Annotated in this window: 16 protein-coding genes; 8 read left to right on the forward strand and 8 right to left on the reverse strand. The window is 34.5% G+C overall.

Annotation, left to right across the window (positions count from 1 at the left end; translation table 11 throughout):
- Nucleotides 1-91: 91 nt before the first annotated feature.
- The 3 genes from AC3CH7_RS11550 (at nt 92) to AC3CH7_RS11560 (ending at nt 4,475) form a co-directional block, all read left to right on the forward strand.
- Nucleotides 92-799 carry a polysaccharide deacetylase family protein gene (locus tag AC3CH7_RS11550; RefSeq protein WP_036164248.1) on the forward strand — a complete coding sequence of 236 codons (708 nt, stop codon included), beginning with the start codon at nt 92-94 and terminating at the stop codon, nt 797-799.
- Nucleotides 800-1,150: 351 nt separating this feature from the next.
- On the forward strand, nt 1,151-2,794 hold the full coding sequence (locus tag AC3CH7_RS11555) for a pyridoxal phosphate-dependent decarboxylase family protein (RefSeq protein ID WP_031417059.1): 1,644 nt from the start codon (nt 1,151-1,153) through the stop codon (nt 2,792-2,794).
- Nucleotides 2,778-4,475, forward strand: a complete 1,698-nt coding sequence (locus AC3CH7_RS11560; RefSeq protein WP_012295336.1) for a methyl-accepting chemotaxis protein — start codon at nt 2,778-2,780, stop codon at nt 4,473-4,475. Before AC3CH7_RS11555 ends, AC3CH7_RS11560 begins: the two co-directional genes overlap by 17 nt.
- 79 nt (nt 4,476-4,554) lie before the next feature.
- On the opposite strand, the gene AC3CH7_RS11565 is transcribed toward AC3CH7_RS11560, so the two are convergent.
- The 4 genes from AC3CH7_RS11565 to AC3CH7_RS11580 form a co-directional block, all read right to left on the reverse strand.
- Entirely contained in the window at nt 4,555-4,983 is a 429-nt protein-coding gene (locus AC3CH7_RS11565; RefSeq protein WP_031417061.1) for a GatB/YqeY domain-containing protein, read from the reverse strand.
- A 402-nt stretch (nt 4,984-5,385) separates the two neighbouring features.
- A complete protein-coding gene (locus AC3CH7_RS11570; protein ID WP_488381753.1) occupies nt 5,386-6,375 on the reverse strand; it encodes a zinc-dependent alcohol dehydrogenase family protein in 990 nt (329 codons plus the stop codon).
- Nucleotides 6,376-6,573: 198 nt separating this feature from the next.
- Entirely contained in the window at nt 6,574-7,257 is a 684-nt protein-coding gene (locus tag AC3CH7_RS11575) for a VOC family protein (RefSeq protein ID WP_031417064.1), read from the reverse strand.
- A 295-nt stretch (nt 7,258-7,552) separates the two neighbouring features.
- On the reverse strand, nt 7,553-8,317 hold the full coding sequence (locus tag AC3CH7_RS11580) for an SMI1/KNR4 family protein (RefSeq protein ID WP_012295340.1): 765 nt from the start codon (nt 8,315-8,317) through the stop codon (nt 7,553-7,555).
- 220 nt (nt 8,318-8,537) lie between these two features.
- On the opposite strand from AC3CH7_RS11580, the gene AC3CH7_RS11585 reads away from it, so the two are divergent.
- The 3 genes from AC3CH7_RS11585 to AC3CH7_RS11595 all read left to right on the forward strand — a co-directional run bounded on the left by AC3CH7_RS11585 (nt 8,538) and on the right by AC3CH7_RS11595 (nt 9,910).
- The gene (locus AC3CH7_RS11585) at nt 8,538-9,092 is read left to right on the forward strand and encodes a GNAT family N-acetyltransferase (protein WP_031417065.1); all 555 of its coding nucleotides are present in this window, start codon (nt 8,538-8,540) and stop codon (nt 9,090-9,092) included.
- A gap of 3 nt (nt 9,093-9,095) precedes the next feature.
- Nucleotides 9,096-9,548: a GNAT family N-acetyltransferase gene (locus AC3CH7_RS11590; protein ID WP_012295342.1), complete on the forward strand. Its 453-nt coding sequence runs from the start codon at nt 9,096-9,098 to the stop codon at nt 9,546-9,548.
- 227 nt (nt 9,549-9,775) lie between these two features.
- Nucleotides 9,776-9,910: a hypothetical protein gene (locus AC3CH7_RS11595; RefSeq protein WP_255250367.1), complete on the forward strand. Its 135-nt coding sequence runs from the start codon at nt 9,776-9,778 to the stop codon at nt 9,908-9,910.
- A gap of 126 nt (nt 9,911-10,036) precedes the next feature.
- Here the strand turns inward: AC3CH7_RS11595 and AC3CH7_RS11600 are convergent, their stop codons facing one another.
- Nucleotides 10,037-10,228 carry a hypothetical protein gene (locus AC3CH7_RS11600; protein WP_012295343.1) on the reverse strand — a complete coding sequence of 64 codons (192 nt, stop codon included), beginning with the start codon at nt 10,226-10,228 and terminating at the stop codon, nt 10,037-10,039.
- 280 nt (nt 10,229-10,508) lie between these two features.
- Between AC3CH7_RS11600 and AC3CH7_RS11605 the strand changes: the two genes are divergently transcribed.
- Nucleotides 10,509-10,694, forward strand: a complete 186-nt coding sequence (locus tag AC3CH7_RS11605) for a hypothetical protein (RefSeq protein ID WP_012295344.1) — start codon at nt 10,509-10,511, stop codon at nt 10,692-10,694.
- A gap of 1,307 nt (nt 10,695-12,001) precedes the next feature.
- Complete coding sequence (locus AC3CH7_RS11610) at nt 12,002-13,039, forward strand: Ig-like domain-containing protein (RefSeq protein ID WP_289449605.1); 1,038 nt, start codon at nt 12,002-12,004, stop codon at nt 13,037-13,039.
- Between the two features lie 72 nt (nt 13,040-13,111).
- Here AC3CH7_RS11610 and AC3CH7_RS11615 read toward each other — a convergent pair whose 3' ends face one another.
- The 3 genes from AC3CH7_RS11615 to AC3CH7_RS11625 form a co-directional block, all read right to left on the reverse strand.
- Nucleotides 13,112-13,267 (reverse strand): hypothetical protein, encoded by a 156-nt coding sequence (locus AC3CH7_RS11615; protein WP_012295348.1) that lies wholly within the window; start codon nt 13,265-13,267, stop codon nt 13,112-13,114.
- 95 nt (nt 13,268-13,362) lie between these two features.
- Nucleotides 13,363-13,650, reverse strand: coding sequence for a hypothetical protein (locus AC3CH7_RS11620; RefSeq protein WP_289449606.1), 288 nt, complete (start codon nt 13,648-13,650; stop codon nt 13,363-13,365).
- 184 nt (nt 13,651-13,834) lie between these two features.
- Nucleotides 13,835-14,245, reverse strand: a complete 411-nt coding sequence (locus AC3CH7_RS11625; RefSeq protein WP_012295349.1) for a hypothetical protein — start codon at nt 14,243-14,245, stop codon at nt 13,835-13,837.
- Between the last annotated feature and the right edge of the window lie 62 nt (nt 14,246-14,307).

Genomic DNA, 14,307 nt, shown 5'->3' on the forward strand with positions numbered 1-14,307 from the left:
TATTCAAACAAAAAATGTCATTGAAAAAGAATACGTGATGACATACATTTACTTCAGATACACAAATTCATATTAGAAGGAGATATTTTTCATGAAACGTAGGCTCGTCTATTGTGGAATTGTCACTTTAATAATACTCACTTTAGCATTTTCCTCCTATAAACTAATGAACGCCCGCAATTATCAATTATTTGGAAACCTAACCTCTCATGTTGAAACAAACAACAAAGTTGTTGCGTTGACTTTTGATGATGGACCCACAAAAAATTCGGATGCTATTTTATCGTTACTAGACGAGTATCAAGTGAAAGCAACTTTTTTTCTAATCGGAAAGGATATCGAGGATCAGCCTGAGGAGGCAAGAAAAATTGCTGAGGCAGGTCATCAAATTGGTAATCATACGTATTCACACAAACGTATGGTATTGAAAAGTCCTTCCTTTATCAAACATGAAATCGAAAAAACCGATGATTTAATTGCTGATATTGGCTATACGAAATCAATCGTAGTAAGACCTCCATACGGCAAAAAACTAATTGGACTTCCCTATTACTTAAATAAACACCAGCGAGAGACGATTACATGGAACTTAGAACCTGATACGTTTTTCACTCAGGCTGATGAAAAAGTGAGGTATGTAAAGGAAAACATCCAACCGGGTTCCATTATTTTAATGCATCCTATGTATGATGCTACAGATAATGAATTACAGGCCATAAAGGAGATTTTACAGACATTGAAGGATGAGGGTTATACATTTGTAACAATTGATGAACTTTTAACCATCAAAAACGATTAATAAAAAAACACTAAGGAATCTGTGCCTACTATAGGACAGATTCCTTAGTCAATAATAGCCATGAAGCAGCAATATTATGGACATCTACTATAATATTAACATTATAGCATTTTATATTATTTACTCTCCTACTATTCCACCTTCACAAATTTTACACAGCCTATATTCCCTTATTACAAAGTTAAACAACAAAATTCCTCAATGTTGGATTTTTCAGAAATGTTAATATATATTTTTTCAGTAAAATATAATCACCACCTCTGCTAAAATATGCTATTATACTTTTAGTATAAGGACCTATTTTCATTTAATTGAAAATAGAGGAAATATGAACTACGAAGGATGATGATGATGCAAAATATCCAACAATTATTCCAGAGCGAAGATGGAAATGTTCAACAAAGAGAGAATTTTTTATCCTTATTAGAGAAAATTGTTTCTTCATTAGATAAGTTAAAGGATCCAAATAAAACTACACTAGGTCCAATGAAAGACCGCTCTGCTAATTTTTATCAAGAGCTGATGCAGGATCATCAAGTGCCAACTACTGGTGTTGGGCTCGATCAAGTGGTAGAAGAATTAACACAATTAATGCAAGGGCATCCTTATCATACGCGTAACTTTGTCACTAATGTTTTACCTATGGCCAGCATTCCTGGCGTATTAGGCCAGTTTACAAATGCCCTTCTGAATGGCAATAACTTATGGGACGTTTATGGGCCGGCTGCCGCTGAATGCGAAGTAAAAGTAGTGGCCATGATGTCTAAATTAGTAGGCTATGATTACACGAAAAGCTTTGGCTATACTACATGGGGCGGTCAAGGGGCTGTTTTCAGCGGATTACGTCTAGCTATTGCAAAGCAATTCCCACACGCTAAAGAAGATGGTATTCCTAATAATTTATATTGCTTTGCTTCAGAAAACGCACATTATAGTCTTTTGAAATCTATTGAAGCAGTAGGTATTGGTAGTAAACATTTAGTACGCGTAAAAGCAGGCAAAGATCACGCAATGGATGTGGAAGACTTACGCGCACGTATGACTGAGGTCATTGAAAAAGGCGGTATTCCTGTCTATGTCGTAGCAACAACAGGTGCAACAGATCAATTTGGCATTGATGATGTAAAGGCGGTAAAAGAAGTCACAACTAGCCTTGAGCAAAAGTACAATCTACAACCAGTACATATTCACGCGGACTCAGCATTAGGTGGTTTTTATGCCTTCTTCAATGATTATGATTTCAAGAAAAACCCACTACAATTTGAAGAGGATGTTTTACAGGGTCTGTCACAGATCCATGAACGTATGCAGCATCTAGCAATTGCCGATAGCCTATGCTTTGATTTCCAAAAGCTTGGACAAACACCTTATTTAACAAGCTTATTCTTAATTAAAGACGGTAAAAGCTTACAGCTATTAGATATAGAGGACTTTGATACACCATATGTTGGTAATCGTGGCTACGGCTCCTATCATACAGGTTACACGTTAGAATGTTCTCGCATGGGTAGCTCTATTGCCATTTTGGCTGCTTTGCAGGCATTTGGGAAGGAAGGCTATCAACAAATACTAGCCAATTATGTACGCGTGAATTTAGCATTCCGTTCACAGTTAGCTGCAAAAATACCAAGCCTACAGGTTGTCAATGAAATGAATATTGGGCCAGTCACTGCCTTCCGTTTATACCCAGATGGTTTGAGCTGGCAAGCAGAACAAGCTGGTCATTATTCACAAGATCAAATTGAACGTATTAATGCTATCAATGCTTCTTTATTTGAGATTATCGGAGAAGGTCGAGACGAAGTATTTTTTGGTGATACAACTCGAGTTTGCACAGTACGTACAAATGATACAACACAACATGTCCCAGTGGCTGCGGCAAAGTTCTTCTCCATTTCACCCTATACAGAAATTGAGCATATCCCTAATATGATTCAGTTCTTACAGAAAAAGCTTCAAGTATTGGAGGCGTCTCAAATTGCGTATCGTCAATAAATTTAAGAGTTCTTTACTCTATAAATATATTGCTAGCTTTACTATTCCGATAGCAATTATTTCATTAATATTTAGTATTGTATTGTTTGCTGTTTCGTATCGTATTATCGACAATTTTGTTATTAAACAATTTGAATCGACATTAGAAATAACATCGAGCACTATATTTGAAGATATCGAGAAAAATGATGTAAAGGCTGCGGATAATGGTAGTCCTGATAAATATAAAAAATTATTAGATCAATTGAACGCAACAGTTAAAAAATACGATATTGAAAATGCCTATGTGCTTTCTAATGCAAATGGTAAAGAGCATATCGTCGCTTTAAGTGATACTGACAATCATCAACAAGATTATGAATTTAGTGAAGAAATGCGTGAAGCTATAAACACAGGAACGATCCAAACTAGTGATATTTATAAAGATGAGTATGGTATCCATAAATCCATATTTATTCCATTTAAAGATACAGATATTATTTTTGGTTTAGATATGGACGCATCCTTCATTTCTAAACTTCAAGCAGAAACACTTTGGATTTGTATTATTATGACGGTTATTTTTGTGATTTTAGGTATCATTGTTGCTTACTTTATTAGCGTAGGCATTACGAAGCCAATCAAAAAAATGACGCAATATGTAGGACAAGTTGCACAGGGAGAATTAGCGGTTGAACCTCTTAAAATAAAGGGTTCCAATGAAATTGCTCAACTTTCATCAGGCATTGAAAATATGACAGAGGATTTACGCATTTTGATTCAGCAAATTGCTCAAAATGCTGAGCAAGTGGCAGCCATGTCTGAGGAATTAACGGCAAGCTCTGAACAAACAAGTGCATCCATACAGCAAATTACTTCTTCTATGCAAGAAGTTGCAGCCGGTTCAGAAAAACAAACCCATTCAATTGAGGAAGTCGAGAGTCATATTACATCTATCTCGGGCAAAATGTCTGAAGTTGTGACAAGCGTTACGGATGTGACGGAAAAGGCATTTGATGCGTCAGCGATTTCAGAAAAAGGCAATACGACCATTAAAGATGCCACTGAAAAAATGGCCGTTACCTCTCAAGCTATTCAAGAATCCGCAACAGTTGTGGAGCGCTTAAGCACATACACAAATGAGATTGGAGATATTGTAACATTAATTACACAGATTACGGATCAAACCAATTTACTTGCTTTAAATGCTTCGATTGAGGCAGCTCGTGCAGGCGAACATGGGAAGGGCTTTGCAGTTGTTGCAGAGGAAGTACGTAAACTAGCAGATCAATCATTAGATGCAACAAATAGTATTCGTACACGCATTGAAACGATTAAAGAGGAATCTGCGCAAGCCGTGAAATCAATGGCGATTAGCAGTAGCAATCTCGCGGAAAGCTCCACAACCTTCAATGCCTCAGGCGAAGCATTTGCTGATATTTACGCCCACATCACAGACCTGACGAAGGAAATGGATCATGTGAATAATATTATGTCCAATATCAACGAAGGAGTTAGCAGTATTGCTGTTTCTGTTGAACAAGTGGGAGTCGTAGCTGTCCAATCATCAGGCAATATTCAAAACGTGGCAGCTGCTTCCGAGGAGCAATCTGCAAGTATTGAAGAAATTACTGCATCCTCAAATAACCTAGCTGAAATGGCACAGGAACTTCGCCATATCATCCAGAAATTTAAATTATAAATAAACAAAACCGCTGTGCTCAAAAAGGCATAGCGGTTTTTTAGAGGACAAAAAAATCTTCTACCAAGATGGTAGAAGATTAAGCAATAATACTTTTTACAACTTTTGAAATCACTGCACCCTCAGCTTGACCAGAAAGTAATGGTTTAGCAATTTTCATAGCTTCTCCCATATTCATTCCTTTTTCAACACCAGCGGCTACTAATTTTTCAGCAATCTCTTCTTCCGATAGTTGCTTTGGTAAGAAAGATTTCAAAAGTACTAATTTAGCTTCCTCTTTCTCGATTAAATCTGCTCGCTCAGCTTTTTGAGCACCCTCTAAAGCCTGATTTGTTTGTTTGACCTCTCGATTTACAATGGCCATTTCTTCATCTGCAGTTAAAGGCTCTCCTTTTTCTTTTTCAGCCAAATCTAAAGCTGATTTTAATAGAGATAATACACCCTTTGCTAAAATATCTTTTTCTTTCATTGCCGTTTTTAATTGTTCAAATACCTCAGTTTTTAACAATGTTCTCACTCCTTTAAGCCTTTATAGTCCACAAAATTATACCATAAAACCAGCCTGAACACTTTAATCAAATAACTTTACTTACTAATGGAGCATTCGTTTTAAGATTTGCAGATTCGTACAATAAAGACAAAAAGAGCATGGACTTTGCATCTGCTTCACTCAACCGATTTATAACCTCTTTCAGTTTGTTCCCCTTTTCTAAATACAGCACTTCTGGTTATTAACTTTATATGACGGAACAAAAAGTGTTTCTTCAAAAAACAATTCTTGATTCATTCATTTTTAAATAGGATATTTTTGTATCGAGCCATTTCCTTGCATAATAAATCCTCACCAATAAAAAACACACTAACAAAATTAGCTTAACATGCTGCTGTTTGTTAATGTGTTCTTCTTTTATTAAGTTGTTAAAAAAACCTTTCCTTTATTAGTATGGGCAGATTCAACAGCATCTATGGCCTTGTGAATGTCCAATAATGGAAAGCAGGTATTTACGCTCATCATTGCTAATACCCCATTATGTACGAGGTTTATCAGCCGTTGCATGAATTGTTGCCATTTCTCTGGGGTCGACTGATGTTGCCAGTGGCGTAAATGAAACATCCTAGCCTGAACCTTTGCTTCATTCACAATGGTTGCCCAATTTACCTGTACTCCTGATAAAAGACCAATGGCTAAAAAATTCCCACCAGGTTTCACACAAAATGCAAGTTGATTGCCAGCGTCTCCTCCTATGGAATCGATGGCAGCATCCGCACCTTTTCCATTCGTTAATGCCATCACGGTCTCATAAAGTGGCATATGAGACGTATCAATGACATCGTTAGCGCCAAGTTGCTGTAAGGCATTTGTATGCAGACCATTTCTTGTAACCGCAATTAATTGGAAACCTAATACTTTCGCGAATTGCGCATAAAGATGTCCAATAGCAGAGCCACAAGCGTTCACTAATAAAACATCACTTGATCGTAATTTTAAAACCTCTGTACAAGTTACAAGTGCTGTAAGGGGATTAATATACATTTGTGCCGCAGTAAAATTATCCATCTCAGTAGGAATAGCTACAGCAAACGCAGCTTGTGTTTTCACCATTTCTTGCCAAGTTCCCTCTCCACGTAAAGGCAGCACTCGCTGACCAAGAAGCTTGGGTGTAACAAGCGGTCCGACAGCCTCTACAATTCCAACGCCCTCATAGCCAGGAACAGTTGGTAAAGTGATTCGATGAGCATATTTTCCCCATATTGGTATTAGATCAGAAGGATTGATCGGCCTTGCTAGCATACGCACAAGAATTTCCTGTTGAGTAGGAAGTGTAATGGTTTTATTTTCAACTCGTATTACCTCTTTAGGATTTCCATATTCATATATTTTAAGAGATTTTACTTTCACTATTACTAGCTCCTTTATGAATTATCTATTAAACAGCGTCATTCCAGTGGCTCGTTCGTCACATTCTTTTCCTGCTGACAATGATTTAACTGAAAATCCGAGTGCACCATCACATCACTGATCACATACAAATAATAACCCGCCCTAGCTATCAGAATGAACATACAATTTATACATATTTAATCAAAATTCAAGGTACTATAATTTGACGACAGTTAGATGACCTATTTCATCCATTATTAATTGGAGAGTGTCATTTATTTCTATACATATGGGGCTGACCTGCGCAATCTTATCTGAAAAATACCACAGACGAGCACTAGGTCCTACTAAAATATTGGCTCCATCTTCATAGTTGCCTAGAAAATTCAGGGAATCTTGTTGAATATTTTTGTTATTAATAGGCTTTATACCATATTCATTTAACTCTCCTGCTACTGCTAAAATATCATCTGTTGTTAAATTAATTTCACCAATATGTAACACTTGATCGATTGAAAAAGTCGTTGTATTGAGCTTTGGATTCACTTCCTGTCTAGAAATAAACTCCACTATATTGCCCTCAGGATCATAAAAATAACATGAATAGGCTTTTAAAAATTGAAAATAAACTTCATCCTGACCTTCCGAAAAAAGTAGGCCGACTCGTTCATTCGCCCAATCCTTTGCTTGTTGAAATAAATTACTTGGAATGTTTAAAGCAAAATGATATTGTTTTTGTATTTGAGAAGAGACCTTCTCGAAAGTCATCTCACTCTCCCCAACAGCTATTGTAAAATAATCCTCTGTACCTTTGACCAATGCAAATCCCATTTGCTCACAATAAAATTGCTGCATTTTTTGTACATCATGAACAACTAGTTTAACCCTCGAAATTTTCATAAAATCCACCCCTTGCGTTTTAGTTAACCCTACTATACTAGTCAGACAAGGCGTTTACTTCGTACAAAAGAATGAAGTTTTATCTAGATAACTTACAAACCACTTCTGCCAGTAGGCTGAGAAAAAAACAAAAACTCTACATTCTCCTGCGAATCATTTCGTATCTGGTGTGGCTGATTCGCTGGAATTTCAATCCCTTCCTGTTTCGATTAATTCAGCTATTGCTTTATTTACTTTCATCGTTACTCATCCTTTCAGGTATATCATAAGAAATTTAATGAATTTGCTGAATTTCTCATGTTAAAAATTCTGCTAAGCTTATTTTCTTTTTTTGATAATCTGCGCTAATCGCTTGTAGTTCTTTTTCTAATTGAAGCACCCCCGCTTCCACACCCCTATAAATTAATATCGGCGTCTGTTCTAAAGACTTTCTGGCTATTGAATAATCACAGGACATTATTTTTTTAAGTAGTAATAAAGTTTTAAGCTTATCCTTCCCATTGCCGGTAATATACACTTCATAGTAATTGTAAGAATGCTCCTCCAGCTGCTCCTCCTCTAAATGCGATGGTACTAGAACACTCTGAAGAAACGCTACGAGATGATCATAGGCCATTTCAAAATCCCACCTTCCTGCACCATGATAGGCGGTAAAAATAGCCGTATCTCCTCTCGATAAATCTATACAATATGGATCTCCCTCATCCGTAGCAATGACTAAATAATGTTGGGGCCAATCTGAAATGACTTCTTCTGTGACAGGATTATAATTGTACCCATCCTGTCCTCGCACTAAATCCGTAGCCCCAAAAATTTGTAGGTTTAAATAGTCACCTGTATTCCATGTAATTCCTTCCACCACATAATGTTTCAAAAAGTAAATATATTCTTCAGGTAATTGCCAATGACTCTCCAACAATCGACTACTCTCATCTTCTATTGGATCGTGAAAAACCATTGGGTATACAGCGTAAAATGAAGGATCTTGTTTTTGAATCTCTGCAATAAAACTACGCATGTTCTCTATTACTTCATCTATGTCCCTAAGTACTTCTTTCATTTGTAGTTCCCTCCTTACTGCTTTGCATTTTATCATACCCTATCATTACCCAATGCAGGAGAACATGTTATAATTTTAAAGTGCACAGCCATAATTATTTCATAAATTCGTCTGTAATCTTAAAACTTTTATCCAAGCCGTAACTACATTTAGTGGCTATAACTTGCCACTGATTGATAAGACTAGATTTTGATTAAAACATAAAAAGGGGAATTCTTTTTTGAGAAAAATATTCATCAGACGCCCTGAGCAAACAGATACTCCTGCGTTACACCAATTCTTTTTACATGTTATTCAGGATACTTTTGCTAAAGAAGGACTTGCAGAGCTGGTGGACGATCAACAACATGAATGGGCGACGAAAAAACAATACTTAGCTGCTGACTTTGACAGTCAGGGCCAAAAAAGGTTTTTCTGGCTGGCTGAGGATGCAGATACAAAAGAAATTGTGGGCACCATCGAGTATGGGGAGTCCAATGAATTCATTCAAAAAATGATAAAGGAAGACCTGTCGAATTGTCCCGAAATTGGGACTGTTTATGTTCATCCAAGCTACCAAGGTCGTGGGATTGGAACGATGCTAGTAAACAAAATGCTAACAACGTTAGAAATGAAAAACGTCCCTAGCTTTTGTTTAGACAGTGGCTATAAACAAGCACAACTGGTTTGGCAGAAAAAATTTGGACAGCCAAACTATGTTCTTGAACATTTTTGGGGAACAAATAATCACCATATGATTTGGAAACGCAATTTACCATTTCAACTAAAGGAGTAAAAGATGTCCTTACAAATTACACAACAATTAGATGCAAAAAATAAATCTTATGTTAATCACATGCTTTATGAATATAATGTAGAACACTTTCCAAAAGACCTACAAGGGCGCTATAAGGAAATTAATTTATTCCTAACAGACCAAGACAATCAAATTTTTGGTGGTATATTAGGGGAAGTTTGCTGGAACTGGTTAGAAATACACACGTTAATGGTCGATGAAAAATTTCGTGGTCAAGGATATGGTTCTAAACTGTTAGCAGCCATTGAGCAAATTGCATTAGAGAATAAATGCGATTTCATTAAGGTTGACACCTTAAGCTTTCAAGCATTAACATTTTATGAAAATCATGATTATGAAATTTTTGGGACCCTCGATCAAGTAGGAAGAGACTTTAAGCATTATTATTTAAAAAAGACTTTACAATATGATATGGATGATGCAAGCCGTGATTAAATCTTTGATGATGGGTAGCTCTAAATCATTGCCTTCCATCTATGTGAGCAGTCCTAAATATTTGTTATACATCTAGATGAATGTTAGTATTGTTTATACAGATTTAGTTTTAAATAGTGAGATAGTTAAAAATATGTAAGATTTTAATAGCTTCAACAGTAACGTTGAGGCTTTTCTCTTTCGCAATTTGTAAGTGCCTATACTTATTATGTTTGGAGGGAAATGAAATGTTAAAATTCATTGATGATTTAGCCGGTGCGATTTTCGATGTATTTATGCTATTTTGTTATTTCTTGGCAGGCGTAATAATTGTAGGGGTCCCTATCTTTTTATTGGCTAAATTTTTCCTATTGTTTCAATAAATATTTCACGCGAAAAAAATGCTAAAAGGAATCACCCATTGTATGGTGATTCCTTTTTTGTTTTGTTATAGAGCAAGCCATCCACCAGATCTATATGAAGTTCATATTACTAGAATTATTAAACTTCTACACATACACAAAAACAACAAAATAAACTAAAACTACAGGAATTGCGTAAGAGGAAATACCTATTAAACTCCATTTCCCTTCATCAAGAGACCAAAGAAAAATAAATAAAGTAATCATAGTAATCCCAAAAGCGCTCATGATAATATTTAATAATCCAATATTCCCCATCCCCTTTGTTCTACTTTTCATTAAAGCTAGTATATTCCTCATACAGTTAGGCCATGCTAACTGCCTCCATCATATTTTATTTACAAATAATTTCTATTTTTATAACAAAAAGTATTTATCCTTCACGACAAAATGCCTATCAAGATACAGCCTTTAATGAAACTCACTATGTCGAAGTAAGTTTTTAAGTGTGTAACAAATAATTGCTAAATATGTTTTAAAAAGCTTGATGAAAAAATTTGAAATAAACGAGGGATATTTAATTGGAATACGTTAAATAATATTTGGAGGAGGTGACAAAATGAAAAGAGATAAAAAAGATACAGAATTCGCAACAGATGAGCCAACAAAACAAACATTTTCTACTGGTGCAGAACCAGGCAACATGAAAGAATCTACTAGGGGTAAAGGATATACTGAGCCCCCTCACCCGGATAAAGAAGACCTTATTATTAATGAGAAAAAAGGAAAGTCCACTTCATTATAATCTAAGACTATTTAACGTTTTACCTATTCAGACCGCTCATTCAAAGTGGTCTTTTTTCACATTCGTATAGAGCTTTACTAATCAGATAAAGGAACCTATTCATTAATGCTAAAGATTAATGACGGCAACAACTGATACACTTTTGAAAACAAAGAATAAGGCATAGCAAGCTGCCGCAACAGAATCGCTATGCCCATTTTACTGATAAAATGCTTAAAAATGTTACAAATACCTTTGACATATTCCCATATGATATAAAAGAATGGCTAAAATTTTTTAGTGATATACGTTCCTAACAGATATAAAAGCACTTAATTAATATGAGTGCTTTTAATTTATTCATGGATATTTTTATTTATTAAATGGTGGGAATATATAAACAGAAAGACCCCCCATATCGGAGCGGCCTTTCTTATGTATCCTCTAAAATAATAGAGATATCGATAAAAGAACTGAAAATGTAAAGCCGATACTCCATAACGAACCTAGTATTTTTTGATTTTTGATATCTCTATCTTTTTTTAGTTTTTCCATTAACTGAACTAAATTGATAAACCATAGTAAAGAAAATAACAACGGAAAAAAATAATAATAGAAAAATAAATCAGCCATTTCAAATCTCCCCTTACAAATCCTGCTCTGTTAGTTTAATAACCTGATAACACTCTACCTTGGTTACCCTGAAAGTAAAAACCACATAGCTCATAAAATCAACCAAATTACTGCTATACCTATTAATAAACGTTTCCTACTCCCCCTATCAAGTCATTCTTCTTCTAATCTGTTTTGTTTAGTTTTATTATACCTCTTTTTACATTCATATGGATATTATTGACTATTTAGCATTCCCATCAATATTCTAAATTTCTTGGTGAACTACTCATAGATTGTATCCTCCATGTCAAAAAAGATGTGAAAGCAAGGAATGAGGCAGCATAAGAAATTAATGCAAAATACAGATCGTAGGATGAATATTCAACTGAAAGCTTTATTACTAGACTATATGCACCTTCAAATTCACCTCTTAATTTTAAATGCAAATCTATTAATCCCATTATTGATTTCATCTAAAATCGCGTGTTCACACACATGCAAAGGGGCTATTTTTAATACAAATGAATGGCGATATGAAAGAGCCGAATTTGGGAAGTTTAAAATTCAAAAATTAGTCACTCAACCCAAATGGCTTTTTTATTATCAAAAATAAACGATTTTTATTATGGTAAATAAGTCTTTTATTGTTTAAAGTTGTTTTCGTAGGTTTTTTTTAGAAAATCCTATATATAATTATAAAGGAGGATACATAAGTGAGTAAGTTATTGAAAAAAGGTTTTATTTATCTAGCATTTATGTTAGTAGCACTGGTTAGTATAAGTATTGAGAATGCATATGCAGCAGAAGTTGTAGATTATGAAGAAGGGGTAACTAATTTAAATAATACACCTGAAAATAGTGCGGTAATCGGAGATCAGTTACTTAAACCTGAAAAAGGATGGAAGCGATATGATGATTCAAACCCATTAATAAATTATACAAACATGTATCGATTTGCGCACGATGATTTGTACAAAAAAAGTCGAGTACAAGGTTATGATAAAGATATGAGTTTAACCTTCTATTTTGTGGGAACTAAATTTATGTTATTAGATTACATTGCTTATAATAGGGCGGATTTCACAGTGACTATTGACGGTGTTTCTGAAGCAGCTTCGGCAAAAGGTTATGGTATAAAAAGTCAGTCTATATACTATAAAAAAGTAGATTTACCTTATGGTAAACACAAAGTAGAGATAAACATAACAAATAATGTAAACAACGATACTTTTGCTCTAGATGCTATTGATGTGGATGGATTTTTAATATCAGAAAATGATGTTCCGAATATTGATTCCATAGCTTTAGACAAAAATAATCTAGAATTACTTGAAGGTAGCCAAGATAAGCTAATAGCAACAACTACATCTGATACTTCAAAAGTAATCTGGTCATCAAGTGATGAATCAATTGCTACAGTAGATCAGGATGGTAATGTCACAGCCCTTCACGAAGGTCAAGCAATAATTACTGCCAAAATTGAAGGTACTGATATTGCAGCCACAAGTACAGTGATTGTTAAAAAACCAAACAATGAATTTTCAAATGCTATTTTAAGCATTACATTAGTAAACGGTATAACAAAAGAATATGATGTTACAAATACCGTTTTAAACAACTACTTAAATTGGTTTGATAGTGCAAAAGGAACTTCAACATTTAAATTTTCTAAAACAATATCTCCTTATAAAAAAGTAACAGAATATATTGTACATGATAAAATTGCTTCATTTGAAATAAGAGAATATTAAATAAAAAATGACCAGGTACTCACTATCAATTGAGCGCCTGGTGTTTATTTTGGTAACTGATTAATAATTTTTCTACCTAGCTATATGATCTTTTGCCAAAAGCATTTTTGAATTGTAATAATCTTGCCTGATGGCATTTAATAACTTATCAAGGATTGGTAAATAAACTTTACTTATTTTCAAATTTTCAATTACTGAGAAATTACGTCGCAATGATTGAACTGCCATTTCTAGAATTCATTGTAAGCGTGACTTAGAATCATTTGAGGTTTCTTCACAAACTTGTCTTTTTAAAACCTAATTAATTATTACTACTTATATGCTTATTTATTTTTTCTTCTATCAATGATAATCCATTTTAAGATTACAATTATTAGTATTAAAAGTGGCATTCCCTGGACGATAAGAAATCCTGTCCAAAAATCATTCATAGTACTGGTCGGTGAAGCTGTTGCCATTCCACCTATAAAGAAAGCCAATGGGGTTGCGATTACATTCAATCCCAAACTAATCATAACAAATGTTAATTTTTTACTTTTAATATTAGGTAATCCAGCCGACCAAAATAAAAATATTGCAACTACCAAAATCAAAACACCATAAAAAGCCAAAACCTCTACCTCCTAACTAAACCCATTCCACTTTCCCGGAAAGATGAAGATATACTTATCTTCTATTATTTAAAAAACCCATATCGTTGTTCAACTAAACTACCCCATTAGTTGCATAGCAACCATCTTTTCGAAAACAGCCAATATTAAAAAAGCCACACCTTGTTAGATGTGACATATAGTTTTATTTAACTGTAATTCCAGCTTCAGATAGGTAACTATCAAAATTAAAGCCTATTTCATTTAAAAGTATATTCACGATTTTCCCAATGGAATACTGTTCACTAGTAATCGTCATATCTTTTCTATCCGGAAACGGAATGTAGCTTCTCCCTCCATCTACAGAAGCTGTGAAGAATGGTTCAATCATGTCTCCATTGTAGTTTAAGAAGAAAATTTGTTTTGTTGCTTTTTTATCAGAGTAATTAGTCACCCACGATTCGTAAAACTCTTCGTTAAAGCTTTCCTCACGTCTATCTGCTGTAATGGAAATACTGATGTCATTTAAGTAAATATATTTACCGAACTCATCATCATAGAGCCAATTCTGCGGTCTAGAGTTTACTATTGTTGATTTGAATTCTTCAAAGCTCATAATCCAATACCTCATTTCCGAATAATATATCCTATATTATAGTTTAAAGGGGATAGATTGTC

Source organism: Lysinibacillus sp. F12, assembly GCF_057773605.1.

Excerpts from the sequence above, each read along its gene's own strand:
- AC3CH7_RS11550 (WP_036164248.1), top strand. The coding sequence starts at position 92 with ATGAAACGTAGGCTCGTCTATTGTGGAATTGTCACTTTAATAATACTC.
- AC3CH7_RS11555 (WP_031417059.1), top strand. The coding sequence starts at position 1,151 with ATGCAAAATATCCAACAATTATTCCAGAGCGAAGATGGAAATGTTCAA.
- AC3CH7_RS11575 (WP_031417064.1), bottom strand. The coding sequence starts at position 7,257 with ATGAAAATTTCGAGGGTTAAACTAGTTGTTCATGATGTACAAAAAATG.
- AC3CH7_RS11580 (WP_012295340.1), bottom strand. The coding sequence starts at position 8,317 with ATGAAAGAAGTACTTAGGGACATAGATGAAGTAATAGAGAACATGCGT.
- AC3CH7_RS11590 (WP_012295342.1), top strand. The coding sequence starts at position 9,096 with ATGTCCTTACAAATTACACAACAATTAGATGCAAAAAATAAATCTTAT.
- AC3CH7_RS11595 (WP_255250367.1), top strand. The coding sequence starts at position 9,776 with ATGTTAAAATTCATTGATGATTTAGCCGGTGCGATTTTCGATGTATTT.
- AC3CH7_RS11600 (WP_012295343.1), bottom strand. The coding sequence starts at position 10,228 with ATGAAAAGTAGAACAAAGGGGATGGGGAATATTGGATTATTAAATATT.
- AC3CH7_RS11605 (WP_012295344.1), top strand. The coding sequence starts at position 10,509 with ATGAAAAGAGATAAAAAAGATACAGAATTCGCAACAGATGAGCCAACA.
- AC3CH7_RS11615 (WP_012295348.1), bottom strand. The coding sequence starts at position 13,267 with ATGGCAGTTCAATCATTGCGACGTAATTTCTCAGTAATTGAAAATTTG.
- AC3CH7_RS11625 (WP_012295349.1), bottom strand. The coding sequence starts at position 14,245 with ATGAGCTTTGAAGAATTCAAATCAACAATAGTAAACTCTAGACCGCAG.